This window comes from Pseudomonas sp. 8Z (genome assembly GCF_902506535.1).
In the GTDB taxonomy this organism is placed as follows: domain Bacteria; phylum Pseudomonadota; class Gammaproteobacteria; order Pseudomonadales; family Pseudomonadaceae; genus Aquipseudomonas.
Genome location: NZ_LR733827.1, coordinates 32,448 through 56,112, shown reverse-complemented (window position 1 = coordinate 56,112; position 23,665 = coordinate 32,448). Strand labels below are relative to the sequence as shown.

Sequence of the window (23,665 nt, the reverse complement as noted above, 5' to 3'; positions counted from 1 at the left end):
TCACAGACTCCCAAGCTGCGCCGGCAGGCCATGCTGCAGGCGGTCGAGGAACAGGGTGGCGGCGAGCAGATCAGCCGCGCCGCCAGGCGAGGCGCGCAGGTGCAGCATGTCGCGTTCCAGATCACGCAGCAGGCGGCGCCCATCGAGGTTGGCGCAGCCGCCGGCGGCGAGCACCGCACGGGCGCCGCTCTGCATGCGGGTCAGCCCGGCCATGCCGGCGCGGTAGAGCACGCAGGTGTCGGCCAGTTGGGTCATGATCGCCAGCAGCGCGTCGAGACGGGCGTTCTGCTCCCCTGCCCCGGCGGCGCGGCTGCGCGCCAGTTGCGGCAGCGCCTGCTGGATCACCGCGGGAAAGCCAAGCTGCGCTTCCTCGCGCGCCCCATGCACGCCGTACAGGCGGCACACCTGAGCGCCATGGCTGTCTCCGGCGACAGGCGCGGCGCGGTCGTTGAGCAGGGCCAAACGCGCGGCGCGCACAGCGACCTGTTCTGGTGCCAGTTCACGGGGCTCCAGCGCGGCAGCGGCGCTGAGCAGGCCCAGCGCCCAGATCGCGCCGCGATGGGTGTTGACGCCGCCAGTGACGCGCAGCATCTCCACCTCGCCTTCGCGACCAATACGGCCGACGTCTTCACGCAGTGCCTGATCAATCTCGCCAGAATGCTGCGCGGCCTCGGCCATAGCCTTGAAGCTCGGCCACAGGGCCAGCGCCGAAGCGTGCATCAGGCCCAGGTGCAAATCGCTATGGGCGCCGCTGCCACGCTTGTCGACCAGGCCCGGTTTGGGCGACAGGTCGGCCTCGTCGATCAGTGCGTCGACCGCCAGATCCGCCAGCCAGTCGCCCAAGGACAGCGAGAGCTGCGGCTGAATTGCAGTGAATGCATTCATCACCAGCTCCTGAACTTGGCAGGCGGGTTGTACAGGCCGCCCGACCACTCGACCAGCTCGGCGATGCTCTTGGCCGCAAGCAGTTCGCGGCTGGCATCGGCGCGGCGGATGCCGAGGTCTTCAGGCAGGGCGATCAGCCCTTCGCGGCGCATGCGCTCGGTGTCTTTCGGGTTATGCCGCAGGCCGATGGCGGTAACGCCGGCCACGGCAGCGATCATCGCCTGGCGTTCTTCCAGGGTGCGCGCCTTGTACAGGTAGGCGATGCCTTCTTCGGTAAGCAAGTGAGTGACGTCATCGCCGTAGATCATCACCGGCGCCAGCGGCATGCCCGCCTTCTTCGCCACATCGACGGCATCCAGGCGCTCGACGAAGGTGGGTTTGCCGCCTTCCTGATAAGTCTCGACCATCTGCACCACCAGCTTCTTGCCGCGTTCGAGCAGGGTTTGCGGCGTAGTCATGTCGAGCCAGGCCGGAGTGGCGTGGCGACGACCGCGCGGGTCGTGACCCATGTTCGGTGCACCGCCGAAGCCAGCCAGGCGGCCACGGGTGACAGTGGAGGAATGGCCATCGCCATCGACCTGCAAGGTGGCGCCGATAAACAGGTCGACCGCATATTGCCCGGCCAGTTGGCACATCATGCGGTTGGAGCGCATCGAGCCGTCGCGGCCGGTAAAGAACACGTCCGGGCGCTGGGCGATGTAATCCTCCATGCCCAGCTCAGTGCCGAAGCAGTGCACGCTCTCGACCCAGCCGGTTTCGATGGCCGGAATCAAGGTTGGGTGCGGGTTGAGCGTCCAGTTGCGACAGATCTTGCCTTTAAGGCCCAGCGACTCGCCGTAGGTGGGCAGAATCAGTTCGATGGCGGCGGTGTTGAAGCCGATACCGTGGTTGAGCGATTGCACGTTGTGTTTCTGGTAGATGCCGCGAATGGCCATCATCGCCATCAGCACATGCACCGGCTTGATATGGCGCGGGTCGCGGGTAAACAGCGGCTCGATATAGAAGGGCTTGTCCGCCACCACCACGAAGTCGACCCAGGACGCCGGGATATCCACGCGTGGCAGCTCGTCGACGATCTCGTTGACCTGGAAGATCACGATGCCATCGGAAAACGCGGTGGGCTCGACCAGCGCCGGGGTGTCCTCGGTGCTCGGGCCGGTGTAGATGTTGCCGTGGCGGTCGGCCTGGAAGCCGGCGACCAGGGCGACGTTGGGGATCAGATCCACCAGCAGGCGCGAGTACAGCTCGATGTAAGTGTGGATGGCGCCGACTTCCATCTGCCCGTCTTCGAGCAGTTGGCCGATGCGCAGGCTCTGCGGCCCGGCGAAGGAGAAGTCGAGCTTACGGGCGATGCCACGTTCAAACAGATCGAGATGCTCGGCGCGGCTGACGCTGGGCATGATCATGTGCAAATCGTGCAAGCGGCCAGGGTCGGCCTTGGCCAGCGAGCGGGAGAGGAAATCCGCCTGCTTCTGGTTGTTGCCTTCGAGTACCACACGATCGCCTGGGGCAATCAGCGCCTCAAGTGCAGCGACTATCTTGTCGCTGGGCAGCACCACGCCATCGGCGAGGTGACGCACCTGATCGAGTCGCCGCGCTTTTTCCGCGCGACGGCGCGACCACTGCGGCGGTGGGGAAATTGTTGTTGTCATTGAAGACTCCACGGGTTCCGCTGTCGTGGAGGCACATTAGGAGCGTGACCGAGAGGTCATCAATCAAGCACACCGCGCAATCGTTACGCCCAGGTTAACGATTGCTCAAACATGGGGCTCTACACCGCAGCCCTCTGCAATAAGCCGATAGGCAAACCCGCCCGCCCTGGCACGGGGTGCACCTGGCCAACTGCGCGCACCACAGGTCAATGCAACAAAGCCGCCAGATCTATCCCACTCATCTTGCCCAGCCGCTCAACGGACGAAACAAAAAGCTTCGCGCGCTGTAATAAAAATGTAACATTCGAAAGTGAACGCCAATGTTCGAATTCGATAAATAGCAATAACAATATAGAGGCATTGCATGTTTGGCATCTTCGCGCCGGCCGCCCATCGACCGCTGCTCTCTTCTGAACGCATCGATCCCACCTACCGACGCCTGCGCTGGCAGATATTCGCGGGCATCTTCATCGGTTATGCAGGCTACTACCTGCTGCGTAAAAACTTCTCTCTGGCTATGCCCTACCTTGTGGAAGAGGGTTACAGCCGTGGTGAACTGGGCGTGGCGCTGTCCGCCGTGGCCATCGCCTATGGCCTGTCCAAGTTCATCATGGGCCTGGTATCGGATCGCTCCAACCCACGCCTATTCCTGCCTGTTGGCCTGGCGCTATCGGCCCTGGTGATGCTGCTGTTCGGTTTCGCGCCCTGGGCCACCGCCAGCGTTGGCACCATGTTCGTGCTGCTGTTTCTCAATGGCTGGTTCCAAGGCATGGGCTGGCCGCCCAGCGGGCGTAGCATGGTGCACTGGTGGTCGCAGAAGGAGCGCGGTGGCATCGTCTCGATCTGGAACGTCGCACACAACATTGGTGGTGGCCTGATCGGCCCGCTGTTTCTGCTCGGCCTGCTGTGGTTCAACGACTGGCACTCGGCCTTTTACGTGCCGGCGGTTGTCGCCCTGGTCGTGGCGCTATTTGCCTTCATCGTCATGCGTGACACCCCGCAGTCGTGTGGCTTACCGTCGGTGGAGCAGTGGAAGCAGGACTTCCCCGAGGGCTACAACGAAACCCACGAGCGCGAGTTTTCCACCAAGGAGATTTTCGTCGAGTACGTGCTGAAAAACCGTCTGCTCTGGTACATCGCCTTCGCCAACGTGTTCGTCTACCTGCTGCGCTACGGCGTACTGGACTGGGCGCCGACCTACCTCAAGGAAGCCAAGCACTTCTCGGTGGATAAAACCTCCTGGGCCTACTTCCTCTACGAATGGGCCGGTATCCCCGGCACCCTGCTCTGCGGCTGGCTGTCGGACAAACTATTCCGCGGCAACCGTGGCGCGACCGGCGTGGTGTTCATGGTTGGCGTGCTGATCGCCACGTTGGTCTATTGGCTCAACCCGGAAGGCAACCCCACGGTCGACCTGGCCGCCCTGGTGTGCATTGGCTTCCTGATTTACGGCCCGGTCATGCTGATCGGCCTGCAAGCGCTGGAACTGGTGCCGAAGAAGGCCGCCGGTACCGCAGCAGGCTTCACCGGCCTGTTCGGCTACCTCGGTGGCTCGGTAGCGGCCAGCGCCCTGGTCGGCTACACCGTGGATCACTTCGGTTGGGATGGCGGCTTCGTGCTGCTGGTGGGTTCTTGCGTCATGGCCATCGCCTTCCTGGCATTGACCCTGCGGCACACCGGCATGGTTAGCAAGGCCGCGCAATAAGTCCTACGCCCCCCTTTACCGCGTCAGCACCACTATCGGCAGACGCGGCAAAGGGGGGCTCACTCAGCCACGCGGCGCGTAGGCAAATACATCAGCGCGCATCTGGTGGGCGTCCATCCCCGCGTCAACCAGCGCATCGAGCGTGGCGTAGACCATCGCCGGTGAGCCGCTGGCGTAGACGTGCAGAGCGTTGAGGTCGGGGAAGTCCTCACGCACCGCTTCGTGCAGCAGGCCGCAACGGCCCTGCCAGCCACATTGCTCGCTGACGACCTGATGCAGGTGCAAATTGCCCAGTAGCTGCCAATCGGCCCAGTGCGGCAGTTGGTAGAAGTCTTCGGGCCGACGCGCGCCCCAGTACAGATGCACCGGATGGGCGAAGCCGCTGGCGCGGCAGTGCTCGATCAGACTATGCATCTGGCCCATACCGGTGCCGGCGGCGATCAACACCAGCGGCCCATCCGGCAGCTCGGCCAGGTGCGTGTCACCGAAAGGCAGTTGCACGCGCGCCAGTTTTTGCTCACGCAGCTCGGCCACCAGCGCGCGGTTTTTGTCATCGCGCACCAGCAGGTGCAGCTCCAACTCGCGCCCCTGATGCGGCGCCGAAGCCAGGGAAAACGCCGCCTGCTCGCCGTCAGGACGCAACAGCAACACGTATTGCCCGGCGTGGTAGCGCGGCGCTTTACCAGCAGGCGCGAGCAGGCGCACACGGCAAACATCGCCGCCAACATCATCGCAGGCCAGCACCTGGCAGCTCAGCGCACGCACCGGCAATTCACCGGGGGCGAGCACGCCATCCCAGTGCAGCACGCAATCCTGCAGCGGCTCGGCGAGGCAGGTGAACAGCTCACCATGATCCAGCTCGACACCGTTCTGCCGTACGCGACCTTCCACCAGCAAGGCCGCGCAGATATGGCAATTGCCGTTGCGGCAGCTCTGCGGGCAGTCGTAGCCCAGACGGCGGGCGCCATCGAGGATGCGTTCGCCCGGCTGCAGGGCCAGGGTAATGCCGGAGGGTTGCAGGGTGACGTTCATCAATCGATTCCCAGCTCGCTCCACAGCGCGTCGACACGCGCCACCACGGCCGGATCCTTCTCGATGGCGCGGCCCCACTCACGCGTGGTTTCGCCTGGCCACTTGTGAGTGGCGTCCAGGCCCATCTTCGAGCCTAAGCCTGAGATCGGCGAGGCGAAGTCGAGGTAGTCGATCGGCGTGTTGTCGATCATCACCGTGTCGCGTTTGGGGTCCATGCGCGTGGTAATCGCCCAGATCACGTCGTTCCAGTCCCGTGCGTTGATATCGTCGTCGGTGACGATAACGAACTTGGTGTACATGAACTGTCGCAGGAACGACCACACACCCAGCATCACGCGCTTGGCGTGGCCCGGGTACTGCTTCTTCATGGTCACCACCGCCATGCGGTAGGAACAGCCTTCCGGCGGCAGGTAGAAGTCGGTGATCTCGGGGAATTGCTTCTGCAGGATGGGCACGAACACTTCGTTCAGCGCCACGCCGAGGATCGCCGGCTCATCTGGCGGGCGGCCGGTGTAGGTGCTGTGGTAGATCGGGTCGCGGCGACGGGTGATGCGCTCGACGGTGAACACCGGGAAGGTGTCCACTTCGTTGTAGTAGCCGGTGTGGTCGCCGTAGGGGCCTTCCGGCGCGGTCTCGCCCGGATGGATCACGCCTTCGAGGACGATCTCGGCGCTGGCCGGCACCTGCAGATCGCTGCCGCGCGCCTTGACCAGCTCGGTGCGATGGCCACGCAGCAAGCCGGCGAAGGCGTATTCGGAGAGGGTGTCCGGCACTGGCGTCACCGCGCCGAGGATGGTCGCCGGGTCGGCGCCGAGCGCCACGCAGACCGGATAAGGCTTGTCCGGGTAAATCTTGCACCAGTCGCGGAAGTCCAGCGCGCCGCCACGGTGGCTGAGCCAGCGCATGATCACCTTGTTGCGGCCGATCACCTGCTGGCGGTAAATGCCGAGGTTCTGCCGCTCTTTATTCGGGCCCTTGGTGATGGTCAGACCCCAGGTGATCAGCGGCGCCACGTCGCCAGGCCAGCAATGCTGGATCGGCAGCTTGCCGAGGTCGACGTCGTCACCCTCCTCGATCACCTCATGGCAGGGCGCGTCCTTGACCACCTTGGGCGCCATGGAAATGACCTTCTTGAAGATCGGCAGCTTGCTCCAGGCATCCTTGAGCCCCTTGGGCGGCTCCGGCTCCTTGAGGAAGGCCAGCAGCTTGCCGATCTCGCGCAGCTCGGACACATCCTCGGCACCCATGCCCAGCGCCACGCGCTTGGGCGTGCCGAACAGATTGCCGAGCACCGGCACGTCGAAACCGGCGGGCTTTTCGAACAGCAGCGCCGGGCCGCCCTTGCGCAGGGTGCGGTCGCAGATTTCGGTCATTTCCAGGATGGGCGAAACCGGGGTCTGGATACGCTTGAGTTCGCCGCGCTTTTCCAGTTCACGGATGAAGTCGCGCAGGTCGCGATACTGCATGCAGGAGCCTCGTGTCGGACAGGCTTGAGTGACCGCAAAGTTTAGCGCCGAAGTGGGGCTTTCAGAAGGCTTGAAAGCCTCCAGATACGACAAGGCCGGGTTTCCCCGGCCTTGTGGCAGTGCAATCGGGTCGTAGCGAGCGGAGGTTAGGCAAGGCAAAAACAGGCGAGAGAGCGGAGTGTACGACTGTACATGAGCATCTTGAGTCTGTTTTTAACGCAGCATCACCTGCGCGCAGTAGATCCTCTTACTTGCGCTTCATCGACAGGAAGAACTCGTCGTTGGTCTTGGTGACCTTGAGCTTGTCGATGAGGAACTCGATGGCGGCGATTTCGTCCATCGGGTGCAGCAGCTTGCGCAGAATCCACATGCGCGACAGCTCTTCCTCACCGGTCAGCAGCTCTTCGCGACGGGTGCCCGACTTGTTGATGTTGATGGCCGGGAACACGCGCTTCTCGGAAACACGGCGATCGAGGATCAGCTCCATGTTGCCGGTGCCTTTGAATTCCTCGTAGATCACTTCGTCCATCTTCGAGCCGGTTTCCACCAGCGCGGTGGCGATGATGGTCAGCGAGCCGCCTTCTTCGATGTTACGCGCGGCGCCGAAGAAACGCTTGGGCTTCTCCAGGGCATGGGCGTCGACACCACCGGTCAGCACCTTGCCGGAGCTCGGGATCACCGTGTTGTAGGCGCGGGCCAGACGGGTGATGGAGTCGAGCAGGATGACCACATCCTTCTTGTGCTCGACCAGGCGCTTGGCCTTCTCGATCACCATTTCGGCAACCTGCACGTGGCGGGTCGGCGGCTCGTCGAAGGTGGAGGCGACCACTTCGCCGCGCACGGTGCGCTGCATCTCGGTCACTTCTTCCGGACGCTCGTCGATCAGCAGGACGATCAGGTGGCACTCGGGGTTGTTGCGGGTGATGTTCGAGGCAATGTTCTGCAGCATGATGGTCTTGCCCGCTTTCGGCGGGGCGACGATCAGGCCGCGCTGGCCCTTGCCAATCGGCGAGCAGAGGTCGATCACACGGCCGGTGATGTCCTCGGTGGAGCCGTTACCGGCTTCCATGGTCAGGCGCTGATTCGGGAACAGCGGCGTGAGGTTCTCGAACAGGATCTTGTTCTTGGCGTTTTCCGGGCGGTCGAAGTTGATGCTGTCGACCTTGAGCAGGGCGAAGTAACGCTCGCCTTCCTTCGGCGGACGAATCTTGCCGACGATGGTGTCACCGGTACGCAGGTTGAAACGGCGGATCTGGCTGGGCGAGACGTAGATGTCGTCAGGGCCGGCCAGGTAGGAGGAGTCGGCGGAACGGAGGAAGCCGAAACCGTCCTGGAGAATCTCCAGCACACCGTCGCCGCCAATCTCTTCGCCGCCTTTGGCGTGCTTTTTCAGCAGGGCGAAGATGATGTCCTGCTTACGCGAACGGGCCATGTTTTCCAGGCCCATCTGTTCGGCCATGTCCAGCAGTTCGGCAATCGGTTTTTGCTTGAGTTCGGTCAGATTCATAGGAATGACGTGATCATTTAAGAAGAGAAAGAAGCTGTTAGCTTGAGAGGCCGCGCCGCAAGGAAGGCGACAGGATCGCGAACGAATTCGTATTGGAATGAATCGGCGACGGCATGCAGAGGGCTGCCTGTAGGAGGCAGCGAGGCCGAATGTAACACCGTGAAAAAACAGCGTCTAGCCCGAAAAACAAAAAACCCCGCAAACATCGGGGTTTCTTCCAGCGCGGTAGGGTGGGCCGGGCGGCGCTCCGCTTCAGCCCACCACCACGCTAACTGCAACCAGCTCGGTGGGCTAAAGCCCACCCTACTTCTTAGATGTTGCTGTCGAGGAACGCCGCCAGCTGCGACTTGGACAGCGCGCCAACCTTGGTGGCTTCGACATTGCCGTTCTTGAACAGCATCAGTGTCGGGATACCGCGCACGCCGTACTTGGGCGGGGTTTCCTGGTTCTCGTCGATGTTCAGCTTGCAGATCTTCAGCTTGCCCTGATAGTCCTTGGCGATCTCGTCGAGCACCGGCGCGATCATCTTGCACGGGCCGCACCACTCGGCCCAATAGTCCACCAGAACCGGCCCCTCAGCCTGGATGACATCCTGGTCGAAGCTGGCATCGCTAACGTGGGTGATGAACTCGCTCATGGGAAGTCTCCGTGATTCGAAAGCAAAAAAGTGGCGACATCATAGCCCGCCTTGCCTGGCACCGGAAGGCGCTGACGATTGAGCGTTTCAATACACCTACGGGGTATACCTCAATCAGCGAGGATGGTGAACGCAATTCCAGTGCGCAGCGCTGCCGCGCGGATATGCTGCTGCATGGCTTTCTGCGCGGCGCCTGCGGCATGCCGAGCCAGTGCCTTGAGGATCTTGCGGTGCTCCTGCCAGGTTTCCATGGCCCGCTCGGGGCGGATGAACGGCAGCTTCTGACTCTCCAGAAAGATGTCCGCGCTGGAGGTCACCAGGGCGAACATCGCCTGGTTGCCACTGGCGGCGAGAATGCGTCGGTGGAACTCGAAATCCAGCCGCGTCGCCTGCTCGAAGTCTTCTGCACGTAGCGCCTTGCGCATCTGCTCGACGTTGTCTTCAAGGAAGTCCAGCTCCTGCGCCGTCATCACCCCCGCCGCCAAACCACAGGCAAAGCCTTCGAGGGCGAAGCGCAGTTGGAAGGTATCAGCCGCCGACACCTGCGCGGCGAAAGGCCAGACGAACCCACTGGCGGCTTCGGCCCTGGGCGCCGCCTGAACGAATACGCCCTTGCCCGCCTGCACGCTGACCAAACCCAGCGCACTGAGCGATGACAACGCCTCACGCAGGGACGCACGACTGACCCCCAAACGCTCGGCCAGATCGCGTTGCGACGGCAGCGCATCGCCAGGGCGATAGCCTTCCTCCTCTATCAAGCGGCGGATGGCCTGCAGAGCGTACTCGGGTACCGCGCGGGGGGCAGATGCATTCATCGCTGTTCGGGCCGGTCAGTCCAGTGAAGCCGCCTTTGTAAGGCCAGAGAGCCACATCAGGCAAGCGATGCACCCTTGTGGAACAGCCCTGTACGCGAACGCACCGAGATGAAACAAAAATATTCCTGACTGATCGATCAACTCTGGCAACTGTTCAGACCAGTAAGACCTTGTTTCCACTCAGCCAACGCCATGAAAAGCCCTATTTCATTGGACTTGGCACAGGCGATGCACTGCAAGCACCAGGCAAAACCTGTTTTTTTCGTCAATTCATCGGAGCACGACATGCGCAGAATCCATCGCAACCTGTTGGCCACCCTGTTCACCGCCCTCACCTTCGGAGCCGCCACCGCCCATGCCGATGCCCTGCAGGACATCAGTGAGGCCGGTGTATTGAAAGTCGCCGTGCCGCAGGATTTCCCACCCTTTGGCTCGGTCGGCCCGGATCTGCAACCGCGCGGCCTGGACATCGATACCGCGCAACTGCTGGCCGACAAACTGGCGGTAAAACTGGAACTGACGCCGGTAAACAGCACCAATCGCATTCCCTTCCTCACCACGGGCAAGGTGGATCTGGTGATCTCCAGCCTCGGCAAGAACCCCGAGCGTGAAGCGGTGATCGACTTCTCCGCACCTTACGCGCCCTTCTACCTCGGCGTGTTCGGCCCGGAGGACGCCGCCATCGCCAGCCTCGATGACCTCGACGGCAAGACCATCAGCGTCACCCGCGGCTCCATCGAAGACATCGAGCTGAGCAAGGTCGCCCCGCAAGGCGCCACCATCAAGCGCTTCGAGGACAACAACTCGACCATCGCCGCCTACCTGTCCGGCCAGGTCGATCTGATCGCCAGCGGTAACGTGGTGATGGTGGCCATCTCCGAGAAGAACCCCAAGCGCGTGCCGAGCATGAAACTCAAGCTCAAGGACTCGCCGGTGTACGTGGGTGTGAACAAGGATCAGGCCGCCCTGCTGGACAAGGTCAACGCCATCATCGCCGCCGCCAAGGCTGACGGCAGCCTCAACACGATCAGCCAGAAGTGGCTGAAGCAACCGCTGCCGGCCGACCTCTGAGCCGCACGGAGAGCTGAGCCATGGCGTACCAGTTCGATTTTGCCGCCGTCCTGCAGCACAGCGATCTGCTGTTGCAGGGCGCGGCCTTCACCCTCGGCCTGACGGCGATCGGCACCCTGCTGGGTGTCGGTCTCGGCATCGTCGGGGCGATACTGCGCGCCTGGCGCATCCGCCCGTTCGACCGAATTTTCGGCGTGTACGTGGAGCTGATCCGCAACACGCCATTTATCGTCCAGTTGTTCTTCATCTTCTTCGGCCTGCCCTCGCTCGGCGTACGCCTGAGCGAGTGGGAGGCGGCGGTGCTGGCCATGGTGATCAACCTGGGCGCCTACTCGACGGAAATCATCCGCGCCGGCATCCAGGCCATCCCGCATGGCCAGCTCGAAGCCGCTGCCGCACTGGCCATGAGCCGCTTCGAGACCTTCCGCTACGTGGTGCTGCGCCCGGCCCTGGCTAAGGTGTGGCCGGCCCTGTCGAGCCAAATCATCATTGTCATGCTGGGTTCGGCGGTGTGCTCGCAGATTTCCACCGAAGAGTTGTCGTTCGCCGCCAACTTCATCCAGTCGCGCAACTTCCGCGCCTTCGAAACTTACCTGCTGACCACCGCGCTGTATCTGGTCATGGCGATCCTGATTCGTCAGGTGCTGGCCTGGGTGGGTCGCCGCTTCATCATGGGAGCCCGCTGATGGACTTCACCCTCTGGGACATCCTGCGCAACCTGCTCACCGGCCTGCAGTGGACACTGCTGCTGTCGCTGGTGGCCTTCGTCTGCGGCGGCATCGCCGGCTTGCTGGTGTTACTGGCTCGGCTGTCGACGCTGTCGGCACCACGGGTTCTGGCGCGTGGCTATATCGAGCTGTTTCAGGGCACGCCGCTGCTGATGCAATTGTTTCTGGTGTTCTTCGGCATCGCCCTGCTCGGTGTCGACGTCTCGCCCTGGCTGGCTGCGGCCACCGCGCTGACGTTGTTCACCAGCGCCTTTCTCGCCGAGATCTGGCGTGGCTGCGTCGAGTCGATCAGTCGTGGCCAATGGGAGGCCTCTGAAAGCCTGGCCATGAGTCGCCTGGAAACTTTGCGCCACGTCGTGTTGCCACAAGCATTGCGCATCGCCGTGGCACCCACCGTCGGCTTCTCCGTGCAGGTGGTCAAGGGCACTGCGGTGACCTCGATCATCGGCTTCACCGAGCTGACCAAGACCGGCAGCATGCTGGCCAACGCCACCTTCGAGCCGTTCATGGTCTACGGCTTCGTCGCCCTCGGTTACTTCCTGCTCTGCTACCCGCTCTCGCTCGCTGCATACCGCCTGGAAAGGAGGCTGAATGTCACTGCTTAACGTCACCGCCCTGCACAAGTATTACGGCGACAACCACGTGCTCAAGGGCATCGACCTCAAGGTCGAGGAAGGCGAAGTGGTCGCCATCATCGGTCGTAGCGGCTCGGGCAAGAGCACCTTTCTGCGCACCCTCAACGGCCTGGAGTCGATCAACGACGGCGTGATCGAAGTCGACGGCGAGTACATCGACGCCGCCCGCGCCGACCTGCGCAGCCTGCGGCAGAAAGTCGGCATGGTGTTCCAGCAGTTCAACCTGTTCCCTCATCTCACCGTCGGCGAGAACGTCATGCTGGCACCGCAGGTGGTGAAGAAGACCCCGCGCGCCGAGGCCGAGCAGATCGCCCGGCAGATGCTCGAACGCGTCGGCCTCAGCGAAAAATTCGACGCCTACCCCGAACGCCTGTCCGGCGGCCAACAGCAACGCGTCGCCATCGCCCGCGCCCTGGCCATGTCGCCCAAGGTGCTGCTGTGCGACGAGATCACCTCGGCACTCGACCCGGAACTGGTCAACGAGGTGCTGGCCGTGGTCAAGCAACTGGCCAGCGAGGGCATGACCCTGATCATGGTCACCCACGAGATGCGCTTCGCCCGCGAAGTGGGCGACAAGCTGGTGTTCATGCACCAGGGCAAGGTGCACGAAATCGGCGACCCCAAGGAACTGTTCGCCGCCCCACGCACCGAAGAGCTGCGCAACTTCATCGGCTCGGTGAACCTGTGAACGCCACAAACCCGCTGCCGCTGCGCATCGAGCCGCTGACCCGCGATGCCTTCGCCCCTTTCGGCGATATAATTAGCACCGCTGGCGCCAAGTCCTTCCCGATCAACGGCGGCACCACCACTCGCTACCACGATCTGCTGCAGGTGGATCTGGCGGGCGAATCGCCACGCACCTTAGTCAATATCTTCGAAGGCAAGGCCTGGCACGCACCCATCGAGATTCGCATGCTCGAACGCCATCCGCTGGGCAGCCAAGCGTTCTACCCGCTAGACGGCGGACACATGCTGATCGTCGTAGCCCCTCCCGGCGAGCTGGACGAGTCGAAGATTCGCGCCTTCATCAGCGCGCCGGATCAGGGTGTGAACTACGCCCGCGGCACCTGGCACCACCCGCTGCTGTGCCTGCAACATCCTGGCCGCTTCCTTGTGGTCGACCGTGGCGGCGAGGGGCATAACTGTGACGAGCAGATGCTCAAACAGCCGCTGATCTACCGCTGAGCAGCCATACCCCAAAAAGCACAAGGGCCGCAATGCGGCCCTTGTGCTTTCCAGCCAACGAGGATCAGGACTCGTCGGCTTTGAGCCCTGCATACAGGCGGGTCAGCTCGTTGAGCTGGCGGAACAGCGAATCGGTGCTGACGGTAATGACCGTGGGCACCACAGCTTGGGTGTTTTTCAGGTCGATGCCCTTGAGGGTAAAGCCCCAGTGAGCGCGGGCGCGGCGCTGTGCGGCGGCGATTTCTTCGTTGGGCGCACCGCGTGACTCCAGCTCCTTGAGAATGGTCTCGAAGTCCTGCACGGATTTCTCCAGCTTGGCTTTCAGATCCGGCATCGGTACGTTCCAGGTCTGGGCCATGTAGAGCATGGCGATGCGCTGGGTTTGTACGCGCGCCCAACCGCTGCGGTTGACGGTGGCGCCCATCTCGCCAAGGTGCTTGGCCATGGCATCGGTCACAGCCTGGGTCTGCTGCAACAGAGTCTCGGCGTTGGCCAGCAATTCAACAGCCTTGGCATGATCAGGCGTGGCCTCGACTTGTTGGCGATAGACGACCCAGGTGGCATCGACCTTGGCCAGCGCGGCCTTGATCTCGGGGTTCGGCGCATAGGCGTTGAGCGCCTTCTGGCTGGCGTCGAAACGCTCGACAGTTTCCTTCAACTGACGCTCGGCTGCGTCCACACGCACCTCCGAGCCCAGCATCAGGTAGTCCTTGGCCATACGCTGGCCCAAAGAGCGCTGCAGACCGGCCATGTTCATGGCTTCCGAATCCGTAGGCTGAGCGGCCCATGCCGGGGCGCTTGCCAGAGCCAGGAGGCCCAAGGCAAACAGGGTCATGTACTTCTTCAACACGTTGGGTACTCCAATTAGAAAACGAGGCAATGCATCGACGCGTCAGCCGTCGATGGCGGATCAAACCCTTGGGTGCGGGGCTTTTATAGGAATGAGTAAAGACAGGAAGCGCGGGCGCGTCATCCCGGCACAGCGAAAAATGCCTCGATGATAGCCGCTAAAACGCCATCATTCTGCGCAGCGGATCAAGGTTCGAGACACTCGAGCGTTGGCGGCGATAAAACGACTGCTGGCCGCCGGAGAGAGGGGGATGGCGGCCAGCAGTCAAACACGCGGGGCTCAGGACAGCAGGCTGACCACTGTGGTTCTGCTGATATTGGCCTGAGCTACGACTGTCTGCGTCACCGCCGAGTAGCTGCTGGGGCTGCGGCGCATCAGGTTGAACACTTCACCGGCAAAATCACGCGCCCACTGGCGCTCGTTTTGATCGCCGTGACGGGCCAGGAACTCACGGATTTCTTCCTGGCGATGGCTGAGCTGCTCTCGTAGCGAGCCGATCTTGTCCAGCGCCGCCACCACTTCGTCGAGCGCACGACGCAGTTCGCGAGCGCTGTCCAAAGGCGACGCCTCGGGCAGACGCAGCATCTGCTCCTCATGGCTCACTACCGGCGTTTGTACCTTGTTCGCCAGCTTGCCCTCGCCCTGCACGCGCAATTCGCCACGCAGTTCCTGCCAGTCGCTCTCACGGGCGCTGAACTTGAGGGCGCCACCGCTATCGAGCTCGGCCCGAATCCCGGCCTGGCCAAGCCCGGCGTTGAAACGACGCAGGATCTGCTGCTCGCTCAACCCTTCTTCGAGCACCACGGCCAGCGGCTCGTCGAGCTTACGCCCGGCACTGAACAGCAGGGTTTCCTTGCCCGCCTGTTGCAGCGCTGCAATAGAGTCGAAGCCATCGAGGGTGAAGCGGCTGCGCACCGGCTCGTTCAAGCGCAGCTTGAAACTGGCGTCCAACGACTGACCAGAACGCTGGCTGCGCTCACTAAGCAGCTTGTTGACCTGATCGAGCTCGCGCTTAAGGCCTTCACGCTGACCGGACTGCGCGTTGCTCAGTTCGCGACTGAGCGTGAGCTTGAGCTGACCAAGGCGCCCGGACAGATCGCCCAAATAGCTGTCAGCAGCCTGCATCGAGGTGAGTTGCTGATTGAGCTGCAGATTGAAGCTGGCGCTCTTGCTGCGCATCTGCGCCTGGGTCTGTGCCTGCTCGGCACTGGCTTCACTACGGCGCACCCGTTGCGGTGCCTGCTCGCCCTGAACCGGGCGACGAGCCTGCGGGTCGAGGGAGGTAACGAGGGGGAGCTGCTTGTCGACCTTGATCACACCGGCTCCTTACAGCAGGCTGAACAACGACATCTCGTTGATCTTCAGGTAAGTCTTCTGGGTCGCACCCAGCGCCAACTGGTAGTTGTTCAGATCAATGGACGCACCGGCGTAATCCAGCTCCGACAGTTCGCCCTCGATCCGCTGGTTGACCAGCGAAACCTCTTCGTTGCTGCCTTCGAGCAGGGTCAAGGCGTTCTGCCGCCCGCCCAGCTCGGTCATCGCGCCCAGCACTCGGCCATGGCTGTCATCCAGCGTGTCGATCATGTCGCTGATCTGTTGCTGCACCGCAGGGTCATTGGAGTCCAGAGCCGGATCCTGCAAGGTGCTGATCAGCCCATGCAGTTGGTTGAGCACGTTCACACTGTTGCCATAAACGCTGGCGGCAGTGATGTTCTCGTCGACCAGGATGCCATTGGCCACCGCGGCTTGGCGGTGCTTGTCGTTGCCGGTCAGGCTGTAGGTCTGCGTGGCCTCATCGAAGGCCAGCGCCGGTGTATCGCTCAGGGTGCCGGAGAACAAATAACGCCCCTCTTCATCACGCACGTTGGCGAAACTGAAGATGGTGTCTTCGATGATCGACAATTCCCCGGCCATGGCCGCCAGGTCTTCACTGGCATTGGCGCCGTTAGCCGCCCAGACCAGCAGATCGCGCACGTTGAGCATGGCATCGGAGGTGGACTTGAGGTTGGCTTCCTGAGTCGACAGGCTGCTCGATACGTTGGCAATGTTCTTCGAATATTGCTCCAGGTTCGCCTCTTCACGCTGTACACGCAGAATGCGGACGCTGGCGATAGGGTCATCGGACGGCAGGAGGATGCGCTGGCTGGTCGCCATTTGTTGCATCAGCTTGCCCAACTCGGTGGAACTGCCGTTCATCGAGTTGTGCATCATCGCGGTGATCTGCGAGTTGGTGATCCGCATTGTGGTCAGGCTCCTCGGTGGGCGCGTCAGAACGCGGCGAGCATCTCGTCGAACAACTGGTTAGCGGTACTGATGACCTTCATGTTGGCCTGATAGGCCTGCTGATAGGTCATCAGGTTGACGGCCTCCTCATCCAGGCTGACGGCACTGACGCTGTCGCGCTGGGCCTGAGCCTGTTGGGTGACGGCGGTGGCGGCGTTGAGGTCGGCCTGGTTCTGCCGACTGTCACTGGCGACCTGGCCGAGCAGCCCGGCGTAGGCATCGTTGAGCGTGACCTGGCTGCCAGCCAGGTTGATGGGCTGATTCTTCAGCGCCAGCAAATCGAGCAGCACTTCGTTGTTACCGCTCTCGCCGGAGGCGGAAGAGAAGGCCAATTGCTCAGGGGTCAGCGGCTCGATGCTCAGCAGCGCCGTGGTGCTGTCCGGGTCATAGACGAACAGCGGCTGGCCAGGATTGCCGTCGAGGTCGAAGCCGGTGGCCAGTACGTCATTGACCATCTGCGCCAATTGACCAGCCATATCGTGCAGAGCGCTCAGATTCGGCCGCAGGTTGTTGTACTCGACATCATAAAGACCGCCGAAAGCGCCGCCGAAACCGTCCTGACGCAACGGAAAACTGGTACCGGCGAAGGCCAAGCTGACCTCCTGCTCGCCATTGGCGCTCATGCTCACCTGGAGCTGGCCGGCCGTCGGCCCGGCTACCAGCGGCTGGCCGTTGGTCAGAGCGACGCTGACCGAGCCGTCCGCTGCCTCGTTGATGCGTAGCTTGGCCTTCTGCGCCAGGTCGCCCAGCAGGCTGTCACGCTGATCGCGCAGGGCGGTGCTATCGCCTTTAACCGATTCGGTTTCGACAATCTTCTTGTTGAGCAGGGCGATGTTGCTGGTCAACCCGTTGATTTCGGTGGCCATGGCCGTGCGCTGCTCCTGCAGCGCCTTGACCTGCGCATCGATATTGCTGCTCAGGCTGTTGAAGCGCTGCGCCAGGTTGCCGGATTCGCTGACGATCTGCTGGCGCAAGGCAATGGAGCCCGGCGTGGCGCTGGCTTCACTGAATGCGGCGAAAAACTGATCGAGACCTGCGCTGATGCTCGAACCGGTGCCGGACATCAGGTTTTCCAGCGAGGTCAGATACTGCTGCGAAGCATCGAAGAAACTCTGCTCGGTGGTGGCACGCCACAGTTGCTGGTTGTGAAAGTCGTTGGTCAGGCGGCGAATGCTGATGACCTCAGTACCGCCACCGGCGCTCAGGCTGCCCTGCCCGGCCAGCGAGCCGCTGACAGTCTGCAAGCGGCTAAAGCCTGGCGTGTTGACGTTGGCGATGTTCTGCCCCGTGGTGGCCAGTGCGACCTGGCTGGCACGCACACCACTGAAGGCGATCTGATTGAGGATACTCACGACTTGCTCTCCTGGCGCTCGAACCGCATCGGCTGAGCAAAGGCCGCCAAACTCACGCCCTGGGCGCCGCTGGCAGAAAATTGCGCTGTTACAGGAGTATGAGCGACGGAATCATCGGCAGACTTAAACGCGGCTTCACCTACCGCGTTCTGCTCACGGTCTGTGACAGGCCGACTGGCCACGTTGCCCAGCAGCAAGCCACTGCCCGCACTCAGCGCGCTGGCCAGTTGCTGGCGCGTCTGCGCGCTCAAAGGCGCCTGGCTCTGCGCCTCGACAGGTGCGGCACGCGGCGCTTCGGCGCGCAGCAGATCACCCAGAATGCGCCGGGTGTAATCGCGGGTTTCCTGAAAGGGAATGCGCTCGATCCAGGCGCCGGTGCCAATCTCACCACTGCGCGGATCGCCATTGACCTTGAGCCACTCATCAACACGACCAGGGCCGGCGTTGTAGGCGGCCAGGGCCAGCGCCTGATGGCCGTCGTAGCGCTGCAGCATTTTGTCCAGATAGGCCGTGCCGAGGCGCTTGTTGTAGTCGGCGTCGGTGGTCAGACGCGCTTCATCGAACGGCAGGCCCAGCTCGGCGGCCATGTCCCGCGCGGTATCGGGCATCAGTTGCATCAGACCGCGTGCGCCCTTGGCCGAGACGGCATCGATACGCCCGCCGGACTCCTGGCGGATGACGCCGTCAACCAGTGCGACAAAACCGGCCGAGCCTTTGTCCCAGGCCCGCCCGAGGCTATCCAGGCCACGCTGCCAGGTGGCGCGCAGCGGCTCCAGCAGACTGCTGCCGGTGCGCGCCGGCAGCTCGGCCGAACGCGCCGCAGCCGCTGCGCCATCGAGATCAAGAGCACTGTCGGCGCCACCGGAAAGCTGCTTGACCAGCATGTCGGCGATGCCGGTCTGCTTGCGCCCGGCCAGGGTCTCGGCCAGCACTTCGTCGTAGAAGTCGCGCATGGTGTCCATCTCGCGGCTGCGCATCGGGTTGCCTTCGGCGAGCACGTCGCTGGCCTTGCGCATCTGTTTGAGGATCTGCTGCAGAAACAGCGCCTCGAACTGCTCGGCAGCAGCCTGCAGTTGCTGTTCACGGGCGGTGCCGATGCCATCGGCGCTGCCGCGATGGCTGTTCATGTGTTGCGCGAGGGAAACAATGCTCATGGCTTAAATCACGATCAATTCGGCGTTGAGGGCACCGGCCTGTTCCAGCGCCTGGAGGATGCTCATGACATCGTCCGGGGTCGCGCCGAGGCTGTTGACGGTGCTGATGATGCTGTCGAGGCTGGCGCCATCGGGCCACTTGAACATGGCGTTCTTGTCCTGGCTGACGGCCACATCGGAGCTGGGCGTAACGGCGGTCTGGCCGCCGGAGAAGGCGTTGGGCTGGCTGACTTGGGGGTTCTCGCTGATGGTCACAGTGAGCGTGCCGTGGGCCACGGCGGCGGCTTTCACCCGCACGCCCTGGCCGACCACGACGGTGCCGGTGCGGCTGTTGAACACCACTTTCGGCCGCTCGCGGCCTTCCTCGACGTCCAGGCCTTCGAGCATGGCCATAAAGCCGATGCGCTGGGTGCTGGTGAGCGGCGCGCGAATGGAAATCTTGGTCGAGTCCAGCGCCGTGGCGGTGCCGCTGCCGAAACGCCCGTTGACCGCCTCAATCACCTTGGCGGCGGTCTGAAAACTAGGCTGGCGCAGGTTGAGCATGACCTCGTCGCGGGTGGCGAAGTCGCTGGGGATCATGCGCTCGACGGTGGCGCCGTTGGGGATGCGGCCGCTGTTGGCGGAGTTGATCGCCACGCTGGAACCGCTCTGGCCGGTGGCATTCAGGCCGCCGACGACCACGGCGCCCTGGGCCAGGGCGTAGGTCTCGCCGTCGACGCCTTGCAGCGGCGTCATCAGCAACTGGCCGCCGCGCAGGCTCTTGGCATCACCGAGCGAGGAGACGATCACGTCCACGCTCTGCCCAGGGCTGTAGGACGGCGGAATCTCGGCGGTAATAGTGACCGCCGCGACGTTCTTCAGCTTGGGGTCGACGTTCGGCGGCAGGTTGACGCCGAACTGTTTGATCATGTTGGCCACCGACTGGCTGGTGAAGCGCACCTGGTTCTTGTCGCCGGTGCCATCGAGGCCCACCACCAGGCCATAGCCAATCAGTTGGTTACCACGGATGCCTTCGATGTCCACCAGATCCATCAGCGGCACGGCCCTGGACGATACAGGCCAGATCAGGGCGCAGATCACGAGAAGACGTTTGAGCATGCTGGCGAGCCTTTAAAGAGGAAACAGCGGGCTGGTGAAGAAGCGCGTCAGCCAACCTGCCGAGTTGCTGTCGTTGAGCACACCGCGCCCGGCATAGGAGATACGTGCATTGGCCACGTTCTGCGAGGAAATCTGGTTGCCACGGTCGATGTCGTCGACCCGCACCAGGCCAACCAGGCGGATGTACTCATCGCCCTGGTTCAGACGCAGGGCCTTCTCGCCCTTGATCAGCAAGGTGCCGTTGGGCAGCACCTGGTGCACGGTCACGGCGATGGAGCCACGCAGGGTGTTCTGCTGCGAGCTTTGCGCCGAACCGTCGAAGTCGCGATCAGCGGTTGCCGAGCTTTCCAGGCGGTCGTACTGCTTACCCAACACGGTGGGAATGCCGATGGTGGCGTTGGCGGTCTTGCCGAAGCTGGTGCCCGCGCTCTTGCTCGATTGGGTGGACTCATCGAGCACCACGGTGAGAATGTCGCCCACTCGCACTGCACGCTTGTCGCCGATCAGCGAGCCGCTGTAACCACTGCGGAACAGGCCGCCACGCGAGGGCGGCGGCACGCTGTAGTCCAGCTCCAGCGGCTGGTACTGGCTGGAATCCTCGTCGGGCAGCATCTCGTTGAAACTGGCGCAACCGCCGAGCGACAACAGCAAAACGAGCGGGAGCAGACGCTTCATGGCGATCACACGGTCTGGTTGAGGAACTGCTGCATGCCTGATGCAGCATCGAGCACCTTGGCGTTGGCCTCGTAGGCACGCTGAATGGAGATCATGTTGACCATGGCCTCGACCACCTGCACATTGGAGCCTTCCAGCACGCCTTGCTTGAGGTTGCCGAGGCCTTCTTCACCCGGCGCGCCTTCGGCCGGCTCGCCGCTGGCTACAGTTTCGCGATAGAGGTTGCCGCCCAGCGCTTCCAGGCCGCCCGGATTGGGGAAATTGACCAGGGTAATCTGGCCCAGCTCACTGGGCTGGGTGTCACCGGCCAGCACGGCGGTGACGGTGCCGTCGCTGCCCACGGTGAAGCGGCTGCTGCCGGCGGGCACTTCGATGTTCGGCGTCAGCGGCAGGCCCTGAGCGTTGACGATCACGCCTTCGGCGTTGAGCTGGAACTGGCCGCTTTCGGTGTAGTAGATGTCGCCGTTAGGCGCTTCAACCTGAAAGAAACCGCTGCCGATGATGGCCAGATCCATCGGCTGACCGGTGGTCTGGATGCTGCCTTCGGTGAACACCTTCTGCGTACCGGCCACGCGCACGCCGCTGCCGAGCTGAATACCCGACGGCACGGTATTGACCTGATCCGCCTGAGCACCGGGCTGCTTCTCGATGGCGTAGAACAGATCCTCGAACACCACGCGGTCGCTCTTGAAGCCCGTGGTGTTGACGTTGGCCAGATTGTTGGCCACGGCGCTCATCGCCGTATCCTGAGCAGCCAGGCCAGTCTTGCTGACCCACAGTGCGGAACTCATGTGCGTTACCTCGTTTGTCTGTAGCCCGGATGCAATCCGGGGAAATCGTTCCCGGATTGCATCCGGGCTACTCGTCGTGTTCGGTCACCCGTAGGGTGGGCCGGGCGGCGATCCGCTGTAGGGTGGGCTTTAGCCCACCATTGCAGAGCAACCAGGTGGGCTGAAGCCCACCCTACGACTGGAGCCCACCCTACGGGCGTTCCCATCAACCGCCGCGGATCATGCGGTTGCCGGCCTCAGAGAGGTCTTCAGCCGCCTTCATCATCTTCACCTGCGTCTCGAACAGGCGATTCAGGCTCATGGTCGCTACCAGTTGGTCGATGGCGCCGACGTTGCTCGCCTCCAGATAACCGGACACCACTAGCGGCGTTTCCAGATCCTCGGCGGGCTGGCCGTCGGTGCGCGACAGCAGGCCGCTTTCGTCCTTGCTCAGCGCGCCAGCATCGACATCCACCACGCGGATGCGGTCAACCTCGGCGGTGACGAAATCGCCACGCGGGATGACCGACACCGTGCCATCGCGACCAATGCTCAGGCTGTCGTACTCGGGCAGCACGATGGGGCCGCCCTCGCCCATCACCGGGCGCCCATTGAGGGTCAGGCGCAACTCGGCATCGACCTGCAGCGCACCATTGCGGGTGTAGCGCTCGGCACCGTTGTCGCCCTCGACGACGAACAGGCCCTGCCCCTGAATCGCCACATCGAGATCGCGGCCGGTGGCCATCAGCGCGCCAGGCGTGAGGTTCACGCCATTGTTCTTGACCTGCGCCAGGTGGCGGCTGTCGTAGCCGTAGCCCTCGACGGCAAGAGCCTGAGCCTGTTCCAGGTCGGCGCGAAAGCCGGGGGTATTGACGTTGGCCAGGTTGTTGGCGCGCACCGTGAGCGAACTCATGGTGCGGCTGGCGGCGGTCATTGCGGTGTAACCGAGACGGTCCATGGGTCAGCCTCAGATCGCGTTGAACAGCACTTGGGTGAGTTCGTCGTTAGTGGTCAGCACCTTGGTGTTGGCCTGGTAGTTACGCTGGCCTTCCATGAGGCCGACCAGTTGCTGGGTCAGGTCGACGTTGGAGTTTTCCAACGAACCGGCCACCAGTTCGCCAAACGAGCCAAGGCCCGGCGCACCGATCAACGCCACCCCGGAATCGGCCGTTTCCACCCAGGCGGTGCCGCTGACGCTCTTCAAGCCACCGGCATTGGTGAAGTTGGCCAAAGCCACTTGGCCCTGCAGCATGCGTTGGCCGTTGCTGTAGTTGGCGTAGACCATGCCGTCCTTCTCCACCGACAGGCCGGTCTGCTCGCCTGCCGCGTAACCGTTAGGGCGGTTGGTGCTGACCAGGAAGTCCGAGCCGTACTGGCTGGAAACGCCGTAATCGATGTCGATGCTCATGGCGTCGACACCCGGCAAGGCGAAACCAACATTGACCGGGGCGGCTGGCGTGGCCAGTGCGCCGTTGGTGGCGAACGTCAGCGCCTGCGGGCCGCCAACGGAGGCGCCATCGGCGTAGTAATGGGCGTTCCAGTTGTTGTCGGCGGCTTTGACGAAATACTGGGTCAGGGTGTGTTCCTTACCCTGGGAGTCGAAAATCTTGGTGGTGTAGGTGGAGTTGTAGGTGTTGACGTTGGCCGGATCGAACGGCGCAACCGTCGGCACGTCCTGGTTGGAATCCAGGTTCATGGTGAATTCGAGGCTGTCGGTGGCCTTGGCCGGCAGGTTAGCGGTCTGCAATTGCAGATCGCCCATGGCACCGGTCAACAAGTTGCCGGCGGCGTCGACCGAATAGCCCTGCAACGTCTGCCCGGCGGCATTGACGATGAAATTGTTCCGATCAGCGCCGAACACCCCTGCGCGGGTGTAGCTGATGTCGCCGTTACTGCCACGGGTGACGAAGAAACCGCCACCGGAGATGGCCAGATCCAGGTTGCGCCCGGTGGTCACCAGAGAGCCACCCTGGCTGATGCTCTGCGTGCTGGCCAGCACCTCGACGCCCATCGCCTGACTGTCGGCATAGATGCTGCCGAACTCGGTACGCGAGGATTTGAAACCCGTGGTACCGGCGTTGGCGATGTTATTGCTGATGGTGTTGAGCTGTTCGTTGACGGCACTGAGGCCGGTCATGGCGATGTTGAAACTCATGGCGACTGAA

General features: G+C 62.9%; 23 protein-coding genes. 6 read left to right on the top strand and 17 right to left on the bottom strand.

Going from position 1 to position 23,665, the window contains the following annotated elements; translation table 11 throughout:
• Both AERO9A_RS12965 and mdcA read right to left on the bottom strand, forming a co-directional pair.
• Entirely contained in the window at nt 1-885 is an 885-nt protein-coding gene (locus AERO9A_RS12965) for a triphosphoribosyl-dephospho-CoA synthase (protein ID WP_159972381.1), read from the bottom strand.
• A complete protein-coding gene (gene mdcA, locus AERO9A_RS12960) occupies nt 885-2,537 on the bottom strand; it encodes a malonate decarboxylase subunit alpha (RefSeq protein WP_159972380.1) in 1,653 nt (550 codons plus the stop codon). Before mdcA ends, AERO9A_RS12965 begins: the two co-directional genes overlap by 1 nt.
• A 364-nt stretch (nt 2,538-2,901) precedes the next feature.
• On the opposite strand from mdcA, the gene glpT reads away from it, so the two are divergent.
• A complete protein-coding gene (glpT, locus tag AERO9A_RS12955) occupies nt 2,902-4,242 on the top strand; it encodes a glycerol-3-phosphate transporter (protein ID WP_159972379.1) in 1,341 nt (446 codons plus the stop codon).
• Between the two features lie 63 nt (nt 4,243-4,305).
• On the opposite strand, the gene AERO9A_RS12950 is transcribed toward glpT, so the two are convergent.
• The 5 genes from AERO9A_RS12950 to AERO9A_RS12930 form a co-directional block, all read right to left on the bottom strand.
• Complete coding sequence (locus AERO9A_RS12950) at nt 4,306-5,274, bottom strand: CDP-6-deoxy-delta-3,4-glucoseen reductase (protein WP_159972378.1); 969 nt, start codon at nt 5,272-5,274, stop codon at nt 4,306-4,308.
• On the bottom strand, nt 5,274-6,740 hold the full coding sequence (gene ubiD, locus AERO9A_RS12945; protein ID WP_159972377.1) for a 4-hydroxy-3-polyprenylbenzoate decarboxylase: 1,467 nt from the start codon (nt 6,738-6,740) through the stop codon (nt 5,274-5,276). The genes AERO9A_RS12950 and ubiD overlap by 1 nt, the downstream gene beginning before the upstream one ends.
• 247 nt (nt 6,741-6,987) lie before the next feature.
• Nucleotides 6,988-8,247 carry a transcription termination factor Rho gene (gene rho / locus AERO9A_RS12940; RefSeq protein WP_159972376.1) on the bottom strand — a complete coding sequence of 420 codons (1,260 nt, stop codon included), beginning with the start codon at nt 8,245-8,247 and terminating at the stop codon, nt 6,988-6,990.
• Nucleotides 8,248-8,557: 310 nt separating this feature from the next.
• Nucleotides 8,558-8,884 carry a thioredoxin TrxA gene (trxA, locus tag AERO9A_RS12935; protein ID WP_159972375.1) on the bottom strand — a complete coding sequence of 109 codons (327 nt, stop codon included), beginning with the start codon at nt 8,882-8,884 and terminating at the stop codon, nt 8,558-8,560.
• Nucleotides 8,885-8,994: 110 nt separating this feature from the next.
• On the bottom strand, nt 8,995-9,699 hold the full coding sequence (locus tag AERO9A_RS12930) for a FadR/GntR family transcriptional regulator (protein WP_159972374.1): 705 nt from the start codon (nt 9,697-9,699) through the stop codon (nt 8,995-8,997).
• Between the two features lie 285 nt (nt 9,700-9,984).
• Between AERO9A_RS12930 and AERO9A_RS12925 the strand changes: the two genes are divergently transcribed.
• The 5 genes from AERO9A_RS12925 to AERO9A_RS12905 are packed head-to-tail and all read left to right on the top strand — an operon-like array spanning nt 9,985 to nt 13,318.
• The gene (locus tag AERO9A_RS12925) at nt 9,985-10,770 is read left to right on the top strand and encodes a transporter substrate-binding domain-containing protein (protein ID WP_159972373.1); all 786 of its coding nucleotides are present in this window, start codon (nt 9,985-9,987) and stop codon (nt 10,768-10,770) included.
• A gap of 20 nt (nt 10,771-10,790) precedes the next feature.
• Nucleotides 10,791-11,456, top strand: a complete 666-nt coding sequence (locus tag AERO9A_RS12920) for an amino acid ABC transporter permease (RefSeq protein WP_159972372.1) — start codon at nt 10,791-10,793, stop codon at nt 11,454-11,456.
• The gene (locus tag AERO9A_RS12915) at nt 11,453-12,103 is read left to right on the top strand and encodes an amino acid ABC transporter permease (protein ID WP_178111174.1); all 651 of its coding nucleotides are present in this window, start codon (nt 11,453-11,455) and stop codon (nt 12,101-12,103) included. The genes AERO9A_RS12920 and AERO9A_RS12915 overlap by 4 nt, the downstream gene beginning before the upstream one ends.
• Nucleotides 12,090-12,821, top strand: coding sequence for an amino acid ABC transporter ATP-binding protein (locus tag AERO9A_RS12910; RefSeq protein WP_159972370.1), 732 nt, complete (start codon nt 12,090-12,092; stop codon nt 12,819-12,821). The genes AERO9A_RS12915 and AERO9A_RS12910 overlap by 14 nt, the downstream gene beginning before the upstream one ends.
• Entirely contained in the window at nt 12,818-13,318 is a 501-nt protein-coding gene (locus AERO9A_RS12905) for an ureidoglycolate lyase (RefSeq protein ID WP_159972369.1), read from the top strand. Before AERO9A_RS12910 ends, AERO9A_RS12905 begins: the two co-directional genes overlap by 4 nt.
• Nucleotides 13,319-13,382: 64 nt before the next feature.
• Here the strand turns inward: AERO9A_RS12905 and AERO9A_RS12900 are convergent, their stop codons facing one another.
• The 10 genes from AERO9A_RS12900 to flgE all read right to left on the bottom strand — a co-directional run bounded on the left by AERO9A_RS12900 (nt 13,383) and on the right by flgE (nt 23,655).
• Nucleotides 13,383-14,168 (bottom strand): type IV pili methyl-accepting chemotaxis transducer N-terminal domain-containing protein, encoded by a 786-nt coding sequence (locus tag AERO9A_RS12900; RefSeq protein WP_159972368.1) that lies wholly within the window; start codon nt 14,166-14,168, stop codon nt 13,383-13,385.
• Between the two features lie 279 nt (nt 14,169-14,447).
• Nucleotides 14,448-15,482: a hypothetical protein gene (locus AERO9A_RS12895; RefSeq protein ID WP_178111173.1), complete on the bottom strand. Its 1,035-nt coding sequence runs from the start codon at nt 15,480-15,482 to the stop codon at nt 14,448-14,450.
• A gap of 12 nt (nt 15,483-15,494) precedes the next feature.
• Nucleotides 15,495-16,409: a flagellar hook-associated protein FlgL gene (gene flgL, locus AERO9A_RS12890; RefSeq protein WP_159972366.1), complete on the bottom strand. Its 915-nt coding sequence runs from the start codon at nt 16,407-16,409 to the stop codon at nt 15,495-15,497.
• 26 nt (nt 16,410-16,435) lie between these two features.
• Complete coding sequence (flgK, locus tag AERO9A_RS12885) at nt 16,436-17,803, bottom strand: flagellar hook-associated protein FlgK (protein WP_159972365.1); 1,368 nt, start codon at nt 17,801-17,803, stop codon at nt 16,436-16,438.
• Nucleotides 17,800-18,957 (bottom strand): transglycosylase SLT domain-containing protein, encoded by a 1,158-nt coding sequence (locus tag AERO9A_RS12880; protein ID WP_159972364.1) that lies wholly within the window; start codon nt 18,955-18,957, stop codon nt 17,800-17,802. Before AERO9A_RS12880 ends, flgK begins: the two co-directional genes overlap by 4 nt.
• 3 nt (nt 18,958-18,960) lie before the next feature.
• Complete coding sequence (locus AERO9A_RS12875; protein ID WP_159972363.1) at nt 18,961-20,055, bottom strand: flagellar basal body P-ring protein FlgI; 1,095 nt, start codon at nt 20,053-20,055, stop codon at nt 18,961-18,963.
• Between the two features lie 12 nt (nt 20,056-20,067).
• Nucleotides 20,068-20,730 (bottom strand): flagellar basal body L-ring protein FlgH, encoded by a 663-nt coding sequence (gene flgH / locus AERO9A_RS12870; protein ID WP_159972362.1) that lies wholly within the window; start codon nt 20,728-20,730, stop codon nt 20,068-20,070.
• A 5-nt stretch (nt 20,731-20,735) separates the two neighbouring features.
• Nucleotides 20,736-21,521 (bottom strand): flagellar basal-body rod protein FlgG, encoded by a 786-nt coding sequence (gene flgG, locus AERO9A_RS12865; protein ID WP_159972361.1) that lies wholly within the window; start codon nt 21,519-21,521, stop codon nt 20,736-20,738.
• Nucleotides 21,522-21,726: 205 nt separating this feature from the next.
• Nucleotides 21,727-22,458, bottom strand: coding sequence for a flagellar basal body rod protein FlgF (locus AERO9A_RS12860; RefSeq protein WP_159972360.1), 732 nt, complete (start codon nt 22,456-22,458; stop codon nt 21,727-21,729).
• A gap of 9 nt (nt 22,459-22,467) precedes the next feature.
• A complete protein-coding gene (gene flgE / locus AERO9A_RS12855; protein ID WP_159972359.1) occupies nt 22,468-23,655 on the bottom strand; it encodes a flagellar hook protein FlgE in 1,188 nt (395 codons plus the stop codon).
• Nucleotides 23,656-23,665 lie beyond the last annotated feature (10 nt).